The organism is Stenotrophomonas sp. ZAC14D1_NAIMI4_1, assembly GCF_003086775.1.
Lineage (GTDB): Bacteria > Pseudomonadota > Gammaproteobacteria > Xanthomonadales > Xanthomonadaceae > Stenotrophomonas.
In genome coordinates this window covers 4,682,059-4,702,461 of sequence record NZ_CP026001.1, presented here as the reverse complement: position 1 = coordinate 4,702,461, position 20,403 = coordinate 4,682,059, and the positions used below count along the sequence as shown (strand labels likewise).

Below are 20,403 nucleotides of genomic sequence, written 5' to 3'. Positions count from 1 at the left end.
CGGCAATAATCGTCCGGTGGCCTGTGGACAGGCGCGACAACGCGCCCAAACACAGGCCTGAAAGGGGGAAATGGATGGCTCAGACTACCACCGAGCGCCCGGCTTCGGAATGCTTGTCCCCTACTTATTCACAAAAACATCCACAGCTATTGCACAGGCCGATGAATTCGCGTAGTCACAAGGGGTTGACGCGGGGGGGGAGACCTCTCTAGAATTTCCGGTTCTTTCCCGTCCCATTCATACGAGAGGCCCACATGGCCACCAAGCGCACCTACCAGCCCAGCAACCTCAAGCGTAAGCGCGACCACGGCTTCCGTGCCCGTATGAAGACCGCTGACGGCCGCAAGATCCTGTCGCGTCGCCGCGCCAAGGGCCGCAAAGTCCTGAGCGCCTGATTGCCATGCCGCACATCGCGGCAGACGCAATCCCTTCGACAGTGAATACTGCAGACCCGCGCAAGCGATTCCCTCGCTCTGCGCGGGTTCGCACGCGTGCCGAATATTCAACGGTCTTCAACGGCGCCCGCCGTGTGTCCGATCCGCTGATGACCCTGCACTGGCTGCCGGCTGACCGGCCGGCCAGGCTGGGTCTGGCGGTTTCCCGCAAGGTTGATCCGCACGCCGTCGGGCGTAACCGGATCAAGCGCGTCCTGCGCGATATCCTGCGTCAGACACGAACCGACATCCAGCCAGGCGACTTCGTCGTCGTGGCTCGCAGTGCTGCGCGTTCTGCCAGCAATGACGATATCCGTCAGGCGTTCCTGCGCCTGCTGCGGCGCCTGCGTGCATTGCCCGCGCCCGCCGTGGACGGCACAATGCCGCCGCCAGATGGCACTGCATCTCCCTCTTTGACCGAGCCGGCATCGCGTCCCGGCACCGCCGAGCCTGCCCGCTGATGAACCAGACCCGCGTATTCCTTATTTTTGCCTGGCTGATGGTGGCCGTGCTGCTGTGGATGGAGTGGAGCCGTGAAAAGGCTGCACCGACCCCGGCACCGACCACGACGTCGGTCCAGGCCGCCGCACAGAGCGTTCCAGGGGCGGCCCCGGGCAGCATCCCCAGCGCGCAGGTCCCCGGTGCCCCCGGCCAGGCCGCGGTGCAGGCCCAGGCCAGCGCCACCCCGGCTGCCCAGCGCGTGACCGTCACCACCGACGTGCTGCGCCTGGTGCTGGACGGCGGCCGCGTGCTCGACGCCGAGCTGCTGCAGTTCCCGCAGTCCAAGGACGAAGGCAGCCCGCCGGTCCGCCTGCTGACCGAAGACCCTGCGCATCCGTACAGCGCGATCAGCGGCTGGGCCAGCGAAGACAAGAACACCCCGGTGCCGGGCGCCGATGGCTTCAAGCTGGTCGGTGACGTCCGCGATTTCGTCCTGGCCGATGGCCAGAAGGAACTGCAGATCCCGTTCGTGTGGACCGCCGACAACGGCGTGACCATCAAGCGCACCCTGACCGTGTCGCGCAACGAGTACGCCGTGCGCTTCAAGGACGAGGTCAGCAACAACGGCACCACCCCGTGGAACGGCTACGTCTACCGCACCCTGGACCGTACCCCGACCATCCTGTCGCGGAACATGACCAACCCGGACTCGTTCAGCTTCAACGGTGCCACCTGGTACGACAACGACAAAAAGTACCAGCGTCGCGCGTTCAAGGATTACCTGGACGATGGCGCGCTGAACCAGAACATCACCGGCGGCTGGCTGGCGATGCTGCAGCACCACTTCTTCACCGCCTGGATCCCGCAGAAGGACCAGACCGCGCACTACGTGCTGTCGCAGGTGGCCGGTCGTGACCTGATCGAAGCGCGTGGCCCGGCATTCACCGTGGCCCCGGGCCAGTCCACCAGCACCGAAGCCCGCCTGTGGGTCGGCCCGAAGCTGGTCAACCAGATCGCCAAGGAAGACGTGCCGGGCCTGGACCGCGTGGTCGACTACAGCCGCTTCTCGATGATGGCGGTGATCGGCCAGGGCCTGTTCTGGGTGCTGAACCAGGTGCACAAGCTGGTCGGCAACTGGGGCTGGGCGATCGTCGGCCTGGTGGTGCTGCTGAAGCTGGTGCTCTACCCGCTGTCGGCCGTGCAGTACAAGAGCGGTGCGAAGATGCGTCGCTTCCAGCCGCGCATCGCGCAGCTGAAGGAACGCTATGGCGATGACCGCCAGAAGTTCCAGACCGCGATGATGGAGCTGTACAAGAAGGAAAAGATCAATCCGATGGGCGGCTGCCTGCCGATCCTCATCCAGATGCCGATCTTCTTCGCCCTGTACTGGGTGCTGGTCGAGTCGGTCGAACTGCGCCAGGCGCCGTGGCTGGGCTGGATCCAGGACCTGACCGCCCGTGACCCGTACTTCATACTGCCGGTCATCAACGTGGCGGTGATGTGGGCCACGCAGAAGCTGACCCCGGCACCGGGCATGGACCCGATGCAGCAGAAGATGATGCAGTTCATGCCGATCGTCTTCGGCTTCATGATGGCCTTCATGCCGTCCGGCCTGGTCCTGTACTGGGTGGTCAACGGCGGCCTGGGCCTGCTGCAGCAGTGGTGGATGACCAAGCGCCACGGCGGCGAGCCGCTGCCGGCGACCACCGCACCGGCTCCGGTCAAAAAGAAATAACCCGGGTAGAGTCGACTGTCAGTCGACTGGCGTTGGAACAGTCGACCAACGGTCGACTCTACCGACGCTGACCCCTGCAGAAGCCCGCCGCAAGGCGGGCTTTTCGCATGCAGGGGTAGAATCGCCCGCACACCGTGTCCCCATCCTCCGAGTCCGCCATGCCGCGTGCGTCGTCGTTCCGCCTGTTCCTGCCCTCGCTGCTGTTGACCCTGGTCGTTGCCGGCTGCGGCGACAAGGAGGGCAAGGCGCCCGCCGCCGCCGTCACCCAGCCCAGCGCGCAGGCCGCCGCCGCCGACCCGGCCGCCGCGCCGCTGCTGGCCGCACTGCAGAAGCAGCTGGACGGCTACCGCCGCATCATCGTGCTGCTGGCCGACGAGGAACAGCAGTCGGCCGCCGACCGCGGCACGTCCACGCGCGTCGGGCAGCAGCTGTTCCATGATGGCCTGGAACAGCGCACGGCCATCGCCACGCAGTTCGACGGCCTGCTGCACAGTGGCAGCCCGCAGCGCTTTGCCACCCTCGGTACGGTGCTGGACTACATCGAATCAGCCCCCGAACTGTTCGATGCCGATCGCCTGGCCTTCCGCGAAGTGCTGCGTGACCTGCACGAACGCGTCGGCGCCGATTCCTCGCTGCCGGCGGTGAAGCTGCACCAGCGCATCGGCGAGGACCTGGACGCGCTGGACGAGATCGAGCGCAACTACAACCAGGAACTGACCCGCATCTTCAGCCGTTTCGAGCGCACCCGCGCCATCGAGCTGAAGCGCGAGAAGTGGGAGGACTACATCGCCCACCTGCACAAGGATTACAGCCGCGAGGCGATCCTGCGCGACTATGGGGTGATCGAGCCGTACCCGATGTCGATGAAGGACAGCGACCGCGAGATCTTCGGCCGCGACCTGCCGCCCAAGACCGTGGTGCTGACCTTCGATGATGGCCCGCACAAGGCCTACACCGATGAAGTGGTCGCCATCCTCAAGCGCTACGACGTGCCGGGCGTCTTCTTCGAAGTCGGCCGCAACCTGGGCAAGATCGAGGCCGACGGCAAGGTCAGCCTGGGCCCGATGGCGAAGATCAGCCGCAACCTGATGGAAGAGGGCTACGCGGTGGGCAACCACAGCCTGACCCACGCCCAGCTCTCGCGCACCACCGGCGATGCGCTGCGCCAGCAGGTGCTCGACACCGACACCCTGCTGAAGGACGTCGACAGCAAGCGTGCGCCGCTGTTCCGTTTCCCGTATGGCGCGCGCAACGCCGAAGGCCTGCAGCTGCTCAACGAAGCCGGCCTGAAGTCGATCATGTGGAACATCGATTCGATGGACTGGGCCGACCCGGTGCCGGAGTCCATCGTGCAGCGCGTGCTCGGCCAGGTGAACAAGGAGCAGCGCGGCATCATCCTGTTCCATGACATCCACGACCGCGCGGTGAAGGCGCTGCCGCAGATCCTGGATCGGCTGATTGCCGATGGTTACCAGTTCGCCGGCTGGAACGGCCGTGACTTCACCGTCGCCCGCACGCGCAAGGGCGCAGCCAGCGATGCCACCGTCACTACCGGCTACGAGAAGTCGTGGGCGATCGTGGTCGGCATCGACAGCTACGCCAAGTGGCCGAAGCTGGAATACGCCAGCCACGATGCGCAGGCGGTGGCCGATACCCTGACCGGGCAGTTCGGCTTCCCGTCCTCGCAGGTGATCGTGCTGAAGAACGAGCAGGCCACCCGCAACAACATCCTGGCCGCCTTCCACGACCGCCTGGCCGACGACCGCACCGGTAAGAACGACCGGGTGTTCGTGTTCTTCGCCGGCCATGGTGCCACCCGCCAGCTCGCCTCCGGGCGTGACCTCGGCTACATCATCCCGGTCGATTCGGACCCGAAGGAATTCGCCACCGACGCCATCGCGATGACCGACATCCAGAACATCGCCGAGAGCATGCAGGCCAAGCACGTGATGTTCGTGATGGATGCCTGTTACAGCGGCCTGGGCCTGACCCGTGGCGGCCCATCGTCGTCGTCGTTCCTGCGCGAGAACGCCCGCCGCAGCGCGCGGCAGATGCTGACCGCCGGCGGTGCCGACCAGCAGGTCGCCGATGCCGGTCCGAACGGCCATTCGGTGTTCACCTGGGTGCTGCTGCAGGCGCTGGCCGGCAAGGGCGACCTCAATGGCGACGGCCTGATCACCGGTACCGAGCTGGCCGCCTACGTGGCGCCGGCCGTCTCGGCGGTCTCGCACCAGACCCCGGCCTTCGGCAGCCTGCCCGGCTCGCAGGGCGGTGAGTTCGTGTTCCAGGTGCCGGACAGCCAGGAATACCTCAACGCCGATACGCGCCAGCTGACGCCGGATGCCATCGCACTGAACAACAAGGTCGATGCCGCGCAGGATGCCAAGGGCAGCCAGGCACCGGTGACCGTGGCCGACCTGCAGGGTGGCAAGGCCAGGCTGGTGGTGCCCAGCGCCGGCCCGGCCTCGGACCGGCAGCGCGCGCAGCAGGCCAACGACCGCGGCCTGCAGCTGTACCGCGAGAAGCAGTACGACGAGGCCGCCGCGCAGTTTGCCGAAGCGCTGAAACTGCGTCCTGATTTCGCCCAGGCGGCCAACAACCTCGGCTTCGTCTACTTCCGCCAGCAGCGTTATGCCGAAGCCGCGCGCTGGCTGGAAAACACCCTGAAGATCGACCCGTCGCGTGCGGTGGCCCACCTCAACCTGGGCGATGCCTACTTCAACGCCGGCGACAAGGCCAAGGCGAAGCAGGCCTACACCACCTACCTGGCCCTGCAGCCGCAGGGCAGCGGCGCCGCCCAAGCGCGCGCGCAGCTGGAGAAGCTCTGAGCCATGAACGACGTGACCCGCACCGACACCATCGTGGCGATCGCCAGTGCCCCCGGCGCTGGCGGTGTCGGCCTGCTGCGCCTGTCCGGCCCGCGCGCTGCGGTGATTGCCCGCGCGCTGGGCGCACCCACGCTGCGCCCGCGCCACGCGCACTACGCACGCCTGCGCGACGCCGACGGCGAGGTGATCGACGATGGCATCGTGCTGTGGTTCCCCGCGCCGAACAGCTTCACCGGCGAAGAAGTGGTGGAACTGCAGGGCCACGGCAGCCCCGTGCTGCTGCAGCAGCTGGTCGCGCGCTGCATCGCGCTCGGTGCACGCCAGGCCCGCCCGGGTGAGTTCAGCGAACGCGCGTTCCTCAACGGCAAGCTCGACCTGGCCCAGGCCGAGGCCATCGCCGACCTGATCGCCGCGGGCGACAACCGCGCCGCGCGCGCGGCACGTCGTTCGCTGGATGGCGTGTTCTCGCGCCGCATCGATGCGGTGGTTGAACAGCTGGTGCTGCTGCGCATCCACGTGGAAGCGGCCATCGACTTCGCCGACGAACCGCTGGATACCCTCGGCGGCGCGCAGGTACGGCGCGGGCTTGAACAGGCGCGCGCTGATCTGGCCCTGCTGCGCCGGGATGCAGAACGCGGCCGTCGCCTGCGCGATGGCCTGCATGCGGTGCTGATCGGCCCGCCGAACGCCGGCAAGAGCTCGCTGCTGAACGCTCTGGCCGGCAGCGAGCGCGCCATCGTCACCGACATTGCCGGCACCACCCGCGACACGCTGCGCGAGACCATCCGCCTGGATGGCCTGGAGCTGACCCTGGTCGACACCGCCGGCCTGCGCGACGGTGGCGACGCCATCGAACGCGAAGGCATGCGCCGCGCCCATGTGGAAATCGAGCGCACCGACCTCGCACTGATCGTGCTGGATGCACGCGACCCCGCCGCTGGTGAAGCCGCGCTGGGCGAGGCCGTGGCCGCCGTGCCGCACAAGGTCTACATCCACAACAAGTCGGACCTGCTGGCGGCGTTGCCGGCGCTGGACGACCCGGACCGCGTGTTCGTCTCGGCCGCCACCGGTGCCGGCCTGGAAGACCTGCACGCGCACCTGCGTTCGATTGCCTCCGCTGGCGCGGGCGAGCAGGTGGACGGCGAGTTCTCCGCGCGTACCCGCCATGTCGATGCGATCGAACGCGCGCAGGAACATGTGCAGCGCGCCGATGGCGAGCTGGTGCACGAGCACCTGGAACTGGCCGCCGAGGAACTGCGGCTGGCGCATGATGCGCTGGGCGAGATCACCGGCCAGATGAGTGCCGATGACCTGCTGGGCAGGATCTTTTCCAGCTTCTGCATCGGCAAGTAGCTGTAGAGTCGAGCCCACGCTCGGCTGCGAAGGGCGGGGGGCAGAGCCCCTGCAGGGATCCGACCCCGTGCCCGACACCCCCGGTTGTAATATTCCCGCCGCATACTGACCCCCATCACATACCGCTTGGGGAAGTCGCAGTGAAGTCGTGGGGTTGTGCGTTGCTGTTGTCGCTGGCCGTGGCACCATCGGTGGCCATGAGTGCTGAAACTTCCATCCCGGCCACGGCCAAGGTCTCGGTCTACGGCCACCGTGGCGCCAGCGCGCTGCTGCCCGAGCACACGCTGGCGGCCTACGCGCAGGCCATCTCCGATGGCGCCGACTACATCGAGCCGGACCTGGTGATGACCAAGGACGGCGTGCTGGTGGCCCGCCACGAGAACGAGATCGGTGGCACCACCGACGTCGCCGAGCACAAGGAATTCGCCAAGCGGAAGACTACCAAGGTCATCGATGGCGAGAAGGTCGAAGGCTGGTTCACCGAAGACTTCACCCTGGCCGAGCTGAAGACCCTCTACACCCGCGAGCGCCTGCCGGAACTGCGCAGCACCGCCTTCGACGGCCAGTTCCGCATCGCCACCCTGGACGAAATCCTGGCGTTCCTTGTCCAGCAGGCCGGCCGTGCCAACCGCGGCATCGGCCTGGTGCCGGAAATCAAGCACCCGACCTACTTCCAGTCCATCGGCCTGCCGATGGAAGACAAGGTGCTGGCCGCGCTGCGCGGCAATGCCTATACCGCCGTCGCACCGGTCACGATCCAGTCGTTCGAGACCGCCAACCTGCGCTACCTGCGCGGCAAGATCGGCCGTGGCAGCAACATCCGCCTGCTGCAGCTGCTGTGGAAGGGCGATGCCCGCCCGGCCGATGTCGCCAAGGCCGGTGGCACGCTTACCTATGCGCAGATGATGACCCCGGCCGGGCTGAAGGACATCGCCAGCTACGCCGATGGCATCGGCCCGGAGCTGCGTTCGATCATCCCGCTTGAGGCCAACGGTGCGCTGGGCACGCCGACGGCGCTGGTGCGTGACGCACATGCGGCCGGCCTGATGGTGATCCCGTACACCTTCCGCCCGGAAAACCATTTCCAGGCCAGCAACCTGCGCAAGGGTGCCGACAGCGCGCGCAACCCGGAAGGCTCGATCGCCGAGATGCGTGCCTACCTGGCCACCGGCATCGATGCGTTCTTCACCGATGACCCGGCGCTGGGCCGACAGGCGGTGGACGGCATGGGCGCGGCGGGGAACGCCGCGAACTGACCCGTCAACGCCGCCGGGCACAGCCCGGCCGCTACCTATGTGGATGCAGCGCCGATCGCGGGCATACTGGGCGCAGGCTGCGAGGGAGCCGACCAAGGAAGGGAGGCCGGATGCTGCTGTTGCATCGCTATCGTCAAACGCCGCAGGGTGACCTGCAGATACGTTCCTGCAATGTGCTGCAGGCAGGCCTCTGCCTGTTCGTTGGCACGGCGGGACCGGTACTGGTGGGGCTGCTGCTTGTTGCGGCCGGTCCTCGCCTGGCCCGGCTGGGCGGGCTGGACCTGCTCACGTTGGCCGTGGTCGGGCTGCTGGTCGTCGTGCTGTCGGTGACCCTGCTGGTGTACGGCGAGATGCGCGAGACCCTGCTTCTCTCGCGTGGTCGAGGCATCGGCCGGTCCAGTACCACCTACCTGCTTGGCCTGCGCGAGCGGTCACAGACCTTCCCGCTGGCTGCGCCGCTGCGCATGGAACTGCGCCGCATCCGGCACCGGTATTACGCCAGCACCACCTTGTGGCTGATCCTGGAAGACGGCAGTGCGCACGCGTTGACCCCCGTCACGGTGCCGATGGCGCTGGGCAGCCGGCGCACCACCCAGTGGATGCAGACGCTGGCGTCCTACCTGGAGCTTCCCGTGCCTGACCACGTGGTCGACATTGCGCCGTCCCCGGACACGGTGGCCGCGACCCCACCGCCGACGGCGAGGCCGCGGCCGATGACGCGAAAGCAGAGAAAGCGTGCCGAACGCGAGGCACGCTTGCATGGCGTGCCTGCCGGGCGTCGGCCGGATCGCCGGCCTCAGGGGGAGCGATTGCCCGTGATGATCCGCGTGACGTTCGCCTGGCTGGGTGCCTTCCTGCTGATGTTCGGTGGCTCAGCGCTGCTGTCGGCGCTGCGCAGCCTGGGAAGCGGGCGGTACGTCTCCTGGTCCCCGCGCAGTGGCGGGGTCCTCTACACCTGGGCCGAACAGCCCTTCATGTTCGCCCTGATCGTGACCTTCATCCTGTTCGCGGCGCCGGTGATGCTGTTCTTTGCCGTGCATTTCCTGCGCTCGTCGCTCACAGGCAGGATGCCGCGCTAGGAGGTGCGGTCGCGCGGCTCGTCCGGCCGGCGGAAGGGGACCACCACGTAATCGTGCCCCTCTCGCGGCTGCCACAGCACCGGCACGCGGCGCGGCGAGGGCGGCTCAAGCTCGTCGTCGGCCAGCGCCTCGACCTCGTCCTCCTCGTCCTCCCAGCTGTAGTGCTGGCGTGGCGTCATCGGGTCGGCATTGCGGAACAGCAGCGCAGCGATGATGCCGGCAAAGGCGCCGCCCATGTGCGACTGCCAGGACACGCCGTCGGCATGCGGCAGGATGGTCATCAGCATGCCGCCGTAGAACAGCATGCCGATCAGGCCGGTGGCAATGGCTGCGCGGTCGCGGCGCAGCAGGCCCAGGCTGGCCAGCAGGAACATCAGGCCGTGGGTCACGCCGCTGGCGCCCAGGTGCACGCTGCCGGGGTTGCCCAGCATCCATGCGCCGATGCCCGAACCCAGCCACAGCAGGGGCAGGGCACGCACGGTGGCTTTCGGGTACACGCTGCCGGCCAGGGTGCCGAGGATCAGGATCGCAAAGCCATTGGCGGCGATGTGCTCGACCGAGGCGTGCAGCATCGGCCCGCCGATCAGCCCCAGCAGGCCCTTGGCCTCCAGCGGTGCCACCGCCCACGGCCGCCAGTCGAAGCTGCCCTGCAGGGCGAACACGGCCACCAGCACCAGCACGGCGGCCAGGCTGACATTGAACGCCCGCAGGATGCGCATGCGGTCGTTGCGGGGGGCCGGCACGTCACCGGCGGGCAGGGGCGTGTTGTTGTCCATACCTCAGCAATGGCGGTGGCCGGCGCGAAACCAAGGCCAGCGCAACGGGAGAGTGGAAGCGGCCGACGGGACAATCCCGCCGGCCGCGTGCCGCAGGCCGGTCAGGCTCAGGCCTGGCCGGCGTCTTCCTTCGGCGGGTACTTCAGGCTGAGCACCACGGTGGCGGCGATGATCGCGGCGACCACGCCCAGCGACACCGGGGTCGGGATCTTGAACAGGTCGATGATCATCATCTTGATGCCGATGAAGCCCAGCACCAGCGCCAGGCCGTACGGCAGCAAGTGGAAGCGGTCGGCCATGCCGGCCAGCAGGAAGAACATCGCACGCAGGCCCAGCACCGCGAACACGTTGGAGGTGAGCACGATGAACGGGTCGGTGGTGATGGCGAAGATCGCCGGGATGCTGTCCACCGCGAAGATCACGTCGGTCACCGCGATCAGGATCAGCACCGCGAACAGCGGGGTGAACCAGCGCTTGCCGTCGCGCATCACGCTCATCGCGTTGCCGGCGTAGTCCGGCAGCAGGCGCAGGTGCTTGCGCATCCAGCGCAGGGCCGGGTTGGTCTCCAGGTCCGGCTCCTGGCCGGCGGCGAACCACATCTTCCAGCCGGTGAAGAGCAGGAAGGCACCGAACACGTAGAGCAGCCAATGGAACTGGCTGATCAGCACGCTGCCGGCGAAGATCATGATCGTACGCAGCACGATCGCGCCCAGGATGCCGATGATCAGCACCTTCTGGCGCTGCTCCTCCGGCACCGCGAAGTAGCTCATGATCATCAGGAAGACAAAGATGTTGTCCACCGCCAGGGCCTTCTCGACCAGGTAGCCGGTCAGGAACTCCAGGCCGACCTTGTTGGCCACCACCTGGCCGGCGGTCTCGCTGAGGTAATACCAGAGGCCTGCGTTGAACAGCAGGGCCAGCGCGACCCAGCCGATGGACCACCACAGGGCCTCCTTGAAGGTGACCTTGTGCGGTCCGCCGTGGCGCATCAACACCAGGTCGACGAGCAGGGCGATGATGACCACCGCCACGAAGCCGCCCCACATCCACACATTACCGATCGTCTGCATTGGGAATATCCGTTGGAAAGATGAATGCCAAGCCGGACGGCGAGGATCTGCAACGGAGGATCGGGAGGGGGATCCAGGGACAGAGCTTCGCCAGTACGGCGAAGGTCTCGCTCGCAACCCCACGCGGGTGGGATTGCCGTTGCACCGGAGCCTGCGGGCTCGAATTGACGGCGACAACGTCTGGGAGCTACTCCCCTTCTGGGGCCGATTCTGCGGCCTGGCCGGGCCGCCGTCAAATGCCGCCCCCGCCCCACGGATTTCCGGCCCCCGGTGCCCCCCGGCTACAATAGGCTGATGAATACCCCCCTTCCCGTTGTCCGCCTCAAGAACGCGTGGCGCTCCAGCCACCCGTGGATCTTCCAGAAACTGGTCGAGAAGCCGACCGTCCGGCCCAAGCCCGGTTCCATCGTCGACGTGGTCGGCATCGATGGCGAGTTCATCGGCCGTGGCTTCTACAACGGGCACTCGCGCATCGCCGTGCGCATCCTTGAAACCGACCCGAACGTGCCGGTCGATGCCGGCTGGTTCTCGCGCAAGATCGCCCAGGCGGTCGAACTGCGCCGCGGCGTGCTGAAGCTCGATGCGGTGTCCGACGCCTGGCGCGTGGTGCACAGCGAAGGCGACGGCCTGTCCGGCCTGGTGGTGGACCGTTACAACGACCTGGTGGTGGTCGAATTCTTCGCCGCCGGCATGTTCCGCCACCGCGAGTGGATCTACGACGCCCTGCGCGAACAGTTCCCGGGCTGCCGCTTCCACAGCTTCGCCGACGAACACGTGCAGAAGCAGGAAAGCTTCGACTTCCACGGCAACACCACCACCGAAGCGTCGGTGATCACCGAGCATGGCATCAAGTTCCGCGCCGATCCGGCCGGTGCGCACAAGACCGGCTTCTTCGCCGACCAGCGCGAGAACCGTGAGTGGCTGAGCCAGCAGGTGGAAGGCAAGAGCGTGCTCGACCTGTGCTGCAACACCGGCGGTTTCGCCGTGTATGCGGCCGCACGCGGTGCGTCGGAAGTGGTCGGCATCGACATCGATGAAGACGTCATCCAGATCGCCAAGGGCAATTCGCGCCTGAACAACGTGCGCCCGAAGTTCATCCAGTCCGACATCTTCCCGTGGCTGCGCGATGCCGCCAACCGCGGCGAGCAGTACGACGTGGTGATCCTGGACCCGGCGAAGATGACCCGCGACCGCGACCAGGTCATCACCGCGCTGAAGAAGTACCTGGACATGAACAAGCTGGCGCTGGGCGTGGTCAAGCCGGGCGGCCTGTTCGCCACGTTCTCCTGCACCGGCCTGGTGGCCGAGGACCAGTTCCTGGACATGCTGCGCCGCGCGGCCTATTTCTCCGGCCGCACGATCCAGATCCTGAAGGTGGCCGGCGCCGGTCCGGACCATCCGTTCATGGCCCACGTGCAGGAATCGCGTTACCTGAAGGCCGTGTTCTGCCGCGTGGTTGATTGATTTCAACGTGTAGAGCCGAGCCCACGCTCGGCTGATCTGCCTGGCAGCCGAGCATGGGCTCGGCTCTACAAAACGGCGGGCCGCAGCGCTATGGTCGGGCTCTTCCCTTTGCCGGTGAAAGCCCATGCCATCGCTGCGTCGCCTGTCCCTGTTGCTTGCTCTGGCGCTGTGTGCGCCGCTGTCCGCCCATGCCATCGAGTTCAGCGCGCAGGAGCTGGCCCGCGCCAAGACCCTGCAGCAGCGCCTGCTGACCCTGGACAGCCATCTGGATACGCCGGCCAACTTCGGCCGCGCTGGCTTCGACATCGAACAGCGGCACGATCACAACGCGCTTTCGCAGGTGGATTACCCGCGCATGGTCGAGGGCGCGCTGGATGGGGGCTTCTGGGCGATCTACACCGACCAGGGCGATCGCACTCCCGCCGCCCACCTGGCCGAGCGCGACCACGGCCTGCAGCGCCTGCTGGAGATCCGGCAGATGCTGGCGGCCAACCCCGATCGCTTCGCGCTGGCGCTGACCGCCGATGATGCCGCGCGCATCAAGGCCGCTGGCAAGCGCGTGGTCTACATCAGCATGGAAAACGCCAGCCCGCTGGTGGAAGACCCCAGCCTGCTCTCGTTCTACCACCGCGCCGGCCTGCGCCTGCTCAGCACCGTGCACTTCGCCAACAACGAGTTCGCCGATTCGGCAACCGACCCCAAGGGCGCGGAGTGGAAGGGGCTGAGCCCGGCGGGCAAGGATCTGGTGCGCGCGGCGGTGAAACTGGGCATCGTCATCGACCAGTCGCACGCCTCCGATGCGGTGTTCGATGACCTGCTGGCGATGATGCCGGTGCCGTTCGTGCTGTCGCACAGCTCGGCCAAGGCGGTCTACAACCACCCGCGCAACCTCGACGATGCACGCCTGCGCCAGCTGGCCAAGGCCGGCGGCGTGATCCAGGTGAATGCCTATGGCGGTTACCTGATCGACACTGCCAAAACGCCCGAACGCAAGCAGGCCGAAGAAGCGCTGAGCAAGCAGCTGGGCGGCTGGGAAGGCATGGGCATCGAGCAGGGCGTGGCCCTGCAGAAGGCCGAACAGGCGCTGGACCACGAACACCCGGTGCGCCACGCCAGCCTGGACGACTTCTTCGCCCACTTCGAACACATCCTCACGGTGGTCGGCCCCGAACACGTGGGCATCGGCCTGGACTGGGATGGTGGCGGTGGCCTGAGCGACCTGCCCGACGTCAGCCAGTTGCCGAAGATCACTGCGTGGCTGCTGCGCAAGGGCTACACCGAGCAGCAGATCGCCGGCATCTGGGGCGGCAACCTGCTGCGGGTGATGCGGCAGGCGCAGGATTACGCGGCAAAGCAGGGCGGCTGACCGCCCCGAGGAAATGCCGGCCAGCGGCCGGCACTACCGGTGATCCGGTTATTTCGCGATCAACGCATTGCGGCGGCTGTACAGGAAGTACAGCACCAGGCCGACCACGTTCCAGATCAGGAAATACAGCTGGGTGGTGTGCGGCAGGCTGATGAACAGGTAGATGCAGCCCAGCGCGGCCAGCGGCCCGACCACGAAGGCCAGCGGCGTGCGGAAGCTGCGCTCGCGGTTCGGCTCGCGCACGCGCAGCACCACCAGGCAGATACCCACCGCGGTGAACGCGGCCAGGGTACCGGCGTTGGCCAGGGCGGCGATTTCGTCCAGGCGGGCAACGCCGGCCAGTGCCGACACCACTACGGCGGTGAACAGCGTGGTCGCCACCGGCGTGCCGGTGCGTGCGTTGACCTTGGACAGGCCACGCGGCAGCAGGCCATCGCGGCTCATCACGAAGAAGATGCGGCTCTGCCCGTACAGGAAGGCCAGCAGCACAGTGGGCAGGGCGATGATCGCGACCACGCCGATGAACATCGCCGCCTTCGGGCTGCCGAGCTCGCGCATGATCAGCGCCAGCGGCTCGGCGCTGTGGCCGAACACCGCGTAGCTCATCGCGCCCACGGCGGCCAGCGCCACCAGCACGTAGACGATGGTGCAGCCGATCATCGAACCGATGATGCCGATGGACAGGTCACGAGCCGGGTTCTTGGTTTCCTCGGCGGCGGTGGAGATCGCGTCGAAGCCGTAGAAGGCGAAGAAGATGATCGCCGCCGCGGCCATTACGCCACGCTCGACGCCATCGGGGCCGAGCGACTTGGCAAAGCCATACGGCATGAACGGCTGCAGGTTGGCGGGGTCGAAGGCGGGCAGGGCGACGGCCACGAACACCGCCAGGGCGATCAGCTTGAACACCACCAGGATGGCGTTGAGCGTGGCGCTTTCCTTGGTACCGGCCATCAGCATCAGCGCCACCAGCCAGGTGATGATGATCGCCGGCAGGTTGATGAAGCCACCGGCCACGTGCGGCCCGGCGGCCAGTGCGGCCGGCAGGGTGATATCGATGCCGAACTGGGTGTGGATCCATTCCAGGAAGCCGACGAAGTAGCCGGACCAGCCGACCGCTACCGTACTGACCACCAGCGAGTACTCGAGGATCAGGCTCCAGCCCACCACCCAGGCGAACACCTCGCCCAGCGCGCTGTAGCTGTAGGTATAGGCGCTGCCGGCCGCCGGCATCATCGTCGACAGCTCGGCATAGGCCAGTGCCGCACAGGCGCAGACCGCACCGGCGATGGCGAAGGAGATCAGCACCGCCGGGCCGGCCAGGTTGGCGCCGACGCCGATGAGCGTGTAGATGCCGGTGCCGACGATGGCGCCGATGCCCAGGGCGATCAGGTGCGGCCAGCTGAGGGTCGGCACCAGGCGCCGACCGGCTTCATGGACAGTGACGGAATCTAGCGACTTGCGCCGGAGCAGGGACATGCAGGCCTCGGAAGGGGATGACTTGGAACGACAAGTTCCCGAGTGTGACCGAACGCAGCGCAGCATTACCACTGACGAGGGTCATACCCGCCAGGGCGCGCGCTGCGCCCCGACCAGGCTGCCGGAATCGGCACAAAACCCGTGTCCCCGATCCCGCCGGTGGGCACGTCAGCCCACGATGCTGCCGCGTGCCGGATCCACGACCGGCGCGGCGCCGGCGGCGCTGAGCTGGGCCAGCACGGTTTCAAAGCCGTGCTCGCGGCCGAAGGCGTGCTCGTCCAGCGTCACCGGCAGCAGCTGCAGGAAATCAAAGCGCCCGGAGGGCAGCTGCTGCGGACCCGGGAAGTGCGGGGCGGGAATGAACACCATCGCCTGCAGTGCGCTGTCGGCGCGGTCCACCGGCATGCCCAGCTTCAGCCGGTCCCATGCCGACAGCGGGTCGCCTGGCATGCGCCCATGGCACAGCAGCAAGTGATAAGCGGTGAACCAGCGCACGGTGGTCAATGCCCAGGGCGCCTCGTCCTGCGTTTCCATCAGCAGCTCGACGCCGAAACCGGAATCCCCATCCTCGTGCGGGCCTTCCCACGCATTGGACAGGCCCGAGCTGACGTACACCCAGTGCCGGCGCTCGCCATGCGGCGGGCAGGCGAACACGCCCACGTGCAGCCAGCGCGGATCGATTTCCTCCTGCTGGAACACCCCATGCAGCAGGTCCATGTCCAGCGGAAAGATGCCCGGGCCGGTGTCGCCGAAATGCTGGCGGTACAGGGTCTCTTCGCGGAATTCCCAGCTGCGTTCGAGCAGGGTGTCGTCATCCATGGTGGTCATCGTGCGTCCGTGGCAGTTGCAGGTGGGGGCTGCAGCATAGCGCGCCCCCACCCGGGCCCTCAGCGGTCCACCGTGGCCAGCACCGCCTGCGGGTAGCGCTCGCCGGCGGCGGCATGCAGCGGGAACACCGCATCCAGCCGCGCGAGCACGCCTGCATCCAGCTGCACCTGCAGCGCGCCCAGGTTTTCCTGCAGCCTGGCCGCGCGCGTGGTGCCCGGGATCGGCACCAGGTGCGGACCCTGCGCCAGCACCCAGGCCAGGGCCAGCTGCGCCGGGGTGATGTCCAGCTCGGCAGCCAGCGCCTGCACCTGTGCCACCAGCGCCAGGTTGCGGGCGAAGTTGTCGCCCTGGAAGCGCGGCGAACTGCGGCGGTAGTCGTCGGCCTCGAAGTCGTCCGGGCTGCGGATGGCGCCGGTCAGGAAGCCACGCCCCAGCGGCGAATACGGCACGAAGCCGATGCCCAGTTCGGCGGTGGTGGCCAGCACCCCGTTCTGCTCAGGTTCGCGCGACCACAGCGAGTACTCGCTCTGCACCGCCGTGACCGGATGCACCGCATGGGCACGGCGGATGGTGGCTGCCGAGGCTTCGGACAGGCCCAGCCAGCGCACCTTGCCCTGTTCGACCAGGCGCGCCATCGCACCCACGGTGTCCTCGATCGGCACGGCCGGGTCGACGCGGTGCTGGTAGTACAGGTCGATGTGGTCCACGCCCAGCCGGCGCAGGCTGTCCTCGCAGGCGGCCTGCACGTACTCCGGGCGGCCGTCGATACCGCGCGCCTGCGGGTTGCCCGGGTCCAGCTTCAGGCCGAACTTGCTGGCCAGGAACACCTCGTTGCGGCGCCCGGCGATGGCGCGGCCGAGCAGGCGTTCATTGGTATGCGGGCCATACACATCGGCGGTGTCGAGCAGGGTGACGCCACGGTCCAGCGCCTGCTGGATCAGGGCGATGGCCTCGTCCTCGCTGCTGCGGCCACCGTAGAAGGCGCTCATGCCCATGCAGCCCAGGCCGAGGGCGGAAACGGTGGGGCCGGCGGGGCCGAGGGTGCGGGTCGTCATGGATGGGGAGCTCATCGGCTGGGTGCTCATTGGGGTGTCTCCAGGGGGAAGGGTCAGGCGCGTGGCTGCAGGCGGGTGCCGCCACTCATCAACATGCGCGGCAGCGGCATCTGCAGGAAGTCGTGGGGGAAGGACGGGGCGACGGCACTGAGCGCGTCCAGCCGTGCCAGCGCCTCGGCCGGCAGCTGCAGGTCCAGCGCGGCCAGGTTGTGCTCGAACTGGGCCAGGGTGCGGGCACCGACGATGGGCAGGGCACCGGCGCCCGGGCGCTGCAGCAGCCACGCCAGGGCGACCTGTGCCGGCAAATGCGACAATTCCTGGGCGATATGTGTCACTTCATCGGCGATCTGCAGCGAACGCGCGGTCAATGCGCCATTGATCAGGGCGACGTTGCGGCGCGAGCCACCCGGCGTAGCAGCCAGCACCTCGTCCTGGGCCAGGTCGCTGGCGCTGTACTTGCCGGTCAGCACGCCACTGCCCAGCGGCGACCAGGCCACCACACCCAGGCCCAGCGCGTCGGCCATCGGCAGCAGTTCGTGCTCCACGCTGCGCTGGATCAGGCTGTACTCGATCTGCAGGGCCACCAGCGGGGCCCAGCCGCGCAGGTCGGCCAGGGTCTGCATGCGCGCGATCTGCCAGGCCGGTGTATCGGAAATGCCGGCGTAGAGCACCTTGCCGCTGCGCACCAGATCGTCGAAGCCGCGCATCACCTCATCCACGCCGGTGGTGTCGTCCCAGGCATGCAGGTACAGCACGTCCAGGTAGTCGGTGCCGAGCCGGCGCAGGCTGTCCTCCACCGAGCGCCGCATGCTCTTGCGATGGTTACCGGCGTTGTTGGGGTCGCCCGGCACGGTGGCCAGGGTGTACTTGCTGGCGATCACCAGGCGGTCGCGCTGGCCTTGGGCGAAACGGCCGAGCAGGGTCTCGGCGCTGCCGTTGGTGTAGTTGTTTGCCGTATCGACGAAGTTGCCGCCACGTTCAACGTAGGCATCGAAGATGCGGCGGGCCTCGGTTTCGTCCGCGCCCCAGCCCCAGTCGGCGCCGAAGGTCATCGTGCCCAGGGCCATCGGGCTGACCCGCAGGCCGGAGCGGCCGAGCAGGCGGTAGTGGTCGAGCGACATCTCAGGTCTCCATCACGGGGGCGGTGCATCCGCCGGGGAAGCCAGCTTCCTCCTGTCGATCGTGTGGATAAACTGCGCATAACCTGACTCACCTTGAAGGCTGGCTTCACAATGGATGCCTCCGCTCCTCTCACTGCCGTGGTCGCCTTCGTCCACGTGGCCGAACATGCCAGCTTCACCCGCGCCGCCGATGCGCTGGGCGTGTCGACCTCGGCGCTGTCGCAGAGCGTGCGCGCGCTGGAAGCGCGGATGGGCGTGCGCCTGCTGCAGCGGACCACGCGGCGGGTGGGCCTGACCGAACACGGCGCGCGTTTCCTGCAGCGGGTGCGAGGTGGCCTGGACCAGATCGACCAGGCCTTCGCCGAACTGGACAGCGCGCGCTCGGTGCCGGCCGGGCGGCTGCGGGTGACGCTGCCGCGCATCGTCGCCGACCGCATGGTGCTGCCGCGGCTGCCCGATTTCCTGGCGCGCTACCCGCAGGTGCAGGTGGAGCTGTGCGTCGACCCGGCGCTGGCCGATCTGGTGGCCGAGGGCTTCGACGCCGGCATCCGCCTGGGCGAATCACTCGCGCAGGGCATGATCGCGGTGCCGATCGGGCCGCCCGAGCGGCAGGTGGTGGTGGCCACGCCGGCCTACTTCGAGCGCCAGGGCGTGCCGCAGACCCCGCATGACCTGCAGGGCCACGCCTGCATCGTGCACCGCCTGGCCAACGGCCGGCTGATGCCCTGGGAGTTCAGCCGCGAAGGCCACGACCTGGAGGTGGAAGTGAGCGGGCGGCTGGTGTTCAACGATGCCGGCGTCGCCCATCGCGCCGTGCTCGCCGGGCTGGGCATGGCCCAGGGCTTCGCCTCGCTGGTGGCCGACGACATCGCCGCCGGGCGGCTGCAGAGCGTGCTGCAGGACTGGCAGCCACCGTTCCCCGGCTTCCACCTGTACTACCCGGCGCGTGAGCAGATGGCACCCAAGCTGCGGGTGTTCATCGACCACCTGCGCGAGGGAATGCACGATAGGTAGAGGCCAACCTTGGTTGGCACGCCTCAGTCGAGCAAGCTCGACGCTACGGTCAGCGGTTCGACGCCCGGCCAATGGCAGCCATCTTCCTGCCATGCCTCGACGTCTTCGCTGAAGGCCGTGCGCCGCCCGTCGCGCGCGCGTTCGTAGCTGAAACCGTAGACGCGCGCGCCCTGCGTGCTCAGGTGATAGCGACCGTTGCGGCGGCCCTCGATGCGTTCTTCCCACACGCTGTCGAACTGGGAGGGCCGGTCTTCATCAAGCACCGTCGTTTCCTGCGAGACCCGCTGCACCGGCAGGCGGCCGCGCTGCCCGGCGTACTGCACGTCGGCGCTGCCATCGTCCAGCCAGCGCCACAGCAGGTGGATGCTGTCGTTGCGGCCGCCGGTGAGGCAACGATGGTCCTGCGCTGCGGCCGCCGCTGCGGTGTCGGCCAGCAGCACGGCAAACAGCAGGACGGCCAGCCGCCGGATCATCCGTTCAACCCCAGGCGGATGCCGAAACCGACCAGGAACAGGCCGGCCACGCGGCGCAGGACGGTGCTGATGCGCGGGTGCTGGATCAGGTGGCGACGGGCCAGGTTGCCCGCACCGATCAGCAGCGAGCAGTAGGCCACGCTGACCACGAAGATGATGCTGGCCAGCGCTGCGAACGTGGCGATGCCGTGGTGCGCGGCCGGGTCGATGAACAGCGGCAGGAAGGCCATGTAGAACAGGATCGCCTTCGGGTTGAGCAGGCTGACCAGGATCGCCTGCTGGAAATAGCGGCCGGGCTGCATGCGGATCGGGCCGGCATCGCCGCCCTCGCGCTTCGGCGTGCGCAGCAGGCTGATGCCCACCCACACCAGGTAGGCCGCGCCCAGGTACTGCACCGCGTGGAAGACCAGCGGGTTGGCTTTCAGCAGCGCGGCCACGCCGGCCAGGGCCAGCCACATCAGGATCTGGTCACCGACCAGCAGGCCGGCCAGCGCGGTGTAGCCGCCGCGCACGCCGCCGCGGCCGGTGGCGGTGAGCAGGGTGAAGGTGCCGGGCCCGGGCAGGGCGAGGAACACCAGCACGGCGAGCAGGAACGTCCACAGGTCCTGGATGCCCATCCACGGCATGGCAAGGC

At 67.8% G+C, this 20,403-nt stretch carries 18 protein-coding genes; 10 read left to right on the top strand and 8 right to left on the bottom strand.

Annotated features, from left to right (window positions below; genetic code table 11):
• The first annotated feature begins 254 nt into the window (after positions 1–254).
• From rpmH to C1927_RS21235, 7 genes are all read left to right on the top strand, one after another.
• Positions 255–395 (top strand): 50S ribosomal protein L34, encoded by a 141-nt coding sequence (gene rpmH, locus C1927_RS21265; RefSeq protein WP_005411729.1) that lies wholly within the window; start codon positions 255–257, stop codon positions 393–395.
• Positions 396–400: 5 nt separating this feature from the next.
• Positions 401–895: a ribonuclease P protein component gene (gene rnpA, locus C1927_RS21260; RefSeq protein ID WP_079224447.1), complete on the top strand. Its 495-nt coding sequence runs from the start codon at positions 401–403 to the stop codon at positions 893–895.
• On the top strand, positions 895–2,610 hold the full coding sequence (yidC, locus tag C1927_RS21255; RefSeq protein ID WP_079224446.1) for a membrane protein insertase YidC: 1,716 nt from the start codon (positions 895–897) through the stop codon (positions 2,608–2,610). The genes rnpA and yidC overlap by 1 nt, the downstream gene beginning before the upstream one ends.
• A gap of 158 nt (positions 2,611–2,768) precedes the next feature.
• Positions 2,769–5,438, top strand: coding sequence for a polysaccharide deacetylase family protein (locus tag C1927_RS21250; RefSeq protein ID WP_079224445.1), 2,670 nt, complete (start codon positions 2,769–2,771; stop codon positions 5,436–5,438).
• A gap of 3 nt (positions 5,439–5,441) precedes the next feature.
• Positions 5,442–6,791 (top strand): tRNA uridine-5-carboxymethylaminomethyl(34) synthesis GTPase MnmE, encoded by a 1,350-nt coding sequence (gene mnmE / locus C1927_RS21245; protein ID WP_108747732.1) that lies wholly within the window; start codon positions 5,442–5,444, stop codon positions 6,789–6,791.
• A gap of 140 nt (positions 6,792–6,931) precedes the next feature.
• A complete protein-coding gene (locus C1927_RS21240; RefSeq protein ID WP_108747731.1) occupies positions 6,932–8,047 on the top strand; it encodes a glycerophosphodiester phosphodiesterase in 1,116 nt (371 codons plus the stop codon).
• Between the two features lie 110 nt (positions 8,048–8,157).
• The gene (locus C1927_RS21235; protein ID WP_108747730.1) at positions 8,158–9,126 is read left to right on the top strand and encodes a hypothetical protein; all 969 of its coding nucleotides are present in this window, start codon (positions 8,158–8,160) and stop codon (positions 9,124–9,126) included.
• Here the strand turns inward: C1927_RS21235 and C1927_RS21230 are convergent.
• Positions 9,123–9,902, bottom strand: coding sequence for a rhomboid family intramembrane serine protease (locus tag C1927_RS21230; protein WP_079224441.1), 780 nt, complete (start codon positions 9,900–9,902; stop codon positions 9,123–9,125). The two genes, C1927_RS21235 and C1927_RS21230, sit on opposite strands and share 4 nt — an antisense overlap.
• A 107-nt stretch (positions 9,903–10,009) precedes the next feature.
• Positions 10,010–10,972 carry a TerC family protein gene (locus tag C1927_RS21225; protein ID WP_079224440.1) on the bottom strand — a complete coding sequence of 321 codons (963 nt, stop codon included), beginning with the start codon at positions 10,970–10,972 and terminating at the stop codon, positions 10,010–10,012.
• A gap of 294 nt (positions 10,973–11,266) precedes the next feature.
• Here C1927_RS21225 and C1927_RS21220 point away from each other — a divergent pair, with 294 nt between their 5' ends.
• A complete protein-coding gene (locus C1927_RS21220) occupies positions 11,267–12,436 on the top strand; it encodes a class I SAM-dependent rRNA methyltransferase (protein ID WP_079224439.1) in 1,170 nt (389 codons plus the stop codon).
• Between the two features lie 124 nt (positions 12,437–12,560).
• Positions 12,561–13,802, top strand: a complete 1,242-nt coding sequence (locus C1927_RS21215; protein WP_108747729.1) for a dipeptidase — start codon at positions 12,561–12,563, stop codon at positions 13,800–13,802.
• Positions 13,803–13,850: 48 nt separating this feature from the next.
• Here the strand turns inward: C1927_RS21215 and C1927_RS21210 are convergent, their stop codons facing one another.
• The 4 genes from C1927_RS21210 to C1927_RS21195 form a co-directional block, all read right to left on the bottom strand.
• Positions 13,851–15,278, bottom strand: coding sequence for an amino acid permease (locus tag C1927_RS21210; RefSeq protein ID WP_079224437.1), 1,428 nt, complete (start codon positions 15,276–15,278; stop codon positions 13,851–13,853).
• 168 nt (positions 15,279–15,446) lie between these two features.
• Positions 15,447–16,097, bottom strand: coding sequence for a suppressor of fused domain protein (locus tag C1927_RS21205; RefSeq protein WP_254051517.1), 651 nt, complete (start codon positions 16,095–16,097; stop codon positions 15,447–15,449).
• A gap of 68 nt (positions 16,098–16,165) precedes the next feature.
• Entirely contained in the window at positions 16,166–17,161 is a 996-nt protein-coding gene (locus C1927_RS21200) for an aldo/keto reductase (protein WP_079225439.1), read from the bottom strand.
• Between the two features lie 53 nt (positions 17,162–17,214).
• On the bottom strand, positions 17,215–18,282 hold the full coding sequence (locus tag C1927_RS21195; protein ID WP_108747727.1) for an aldo/keto reductase: 1,068 nt from the start codon (positions 18,280–18,282) through the stop codon (positions 17,215–17,217).
• 111 nt (positions 18,283–18,393) lie between these two features.
• On the opposite strand from C1927_RS21195, the gene C1927_RS21190 reads away from it, so the two are divergent.
• Positions 18,394–19,296, top strand: coding sequence for a LysR family transcriptional regulator (locus C1927_RS21190; protein WP_079224432.1), 903 nt, complete (start codon positions 18,394–18,396; stop codon positions 19,294–19,296).
• A 23-nt stretch (positions 19,297–19,319) separates the two neighbouring features.
• Here C1927_RS21190 and C1927_RS21185 read toward each other — a convergent pair whose 3' ends face one another.
• Together C1927_RS21185 and leuE are read right to left on the bottom strand one after the other, a co-directional pair.
• Positions 19,320–19,769 carry a hypothetical protein gene (locus C1927_RS21185; protein ID WP_108747726.1) on the bottom strand — a complete coding sequence of 150 codons (450 nt, stop codon included), beginning with the start codon at positions 19,767–19,769 and terminating at the stop codon, positions 19,320–19,322.
• Positions 19,766–20,395: a leucine efflux protein LeuE gene (leuE, locus tag C1927_RS21180; protein WP_079224428.1), complete on the bottom strand. Its 630-nt coding sequence runs from the start codon at positions 20,393–20,395 to the stop codon at positions 19,766–19,768. The genes C1927_RS21185 and leuE overlap by 4 nt, the downstream gene beginning before the upstream one ends.
• Positions 20,396–20,403 lie beyond the last annotated feature (8 nt).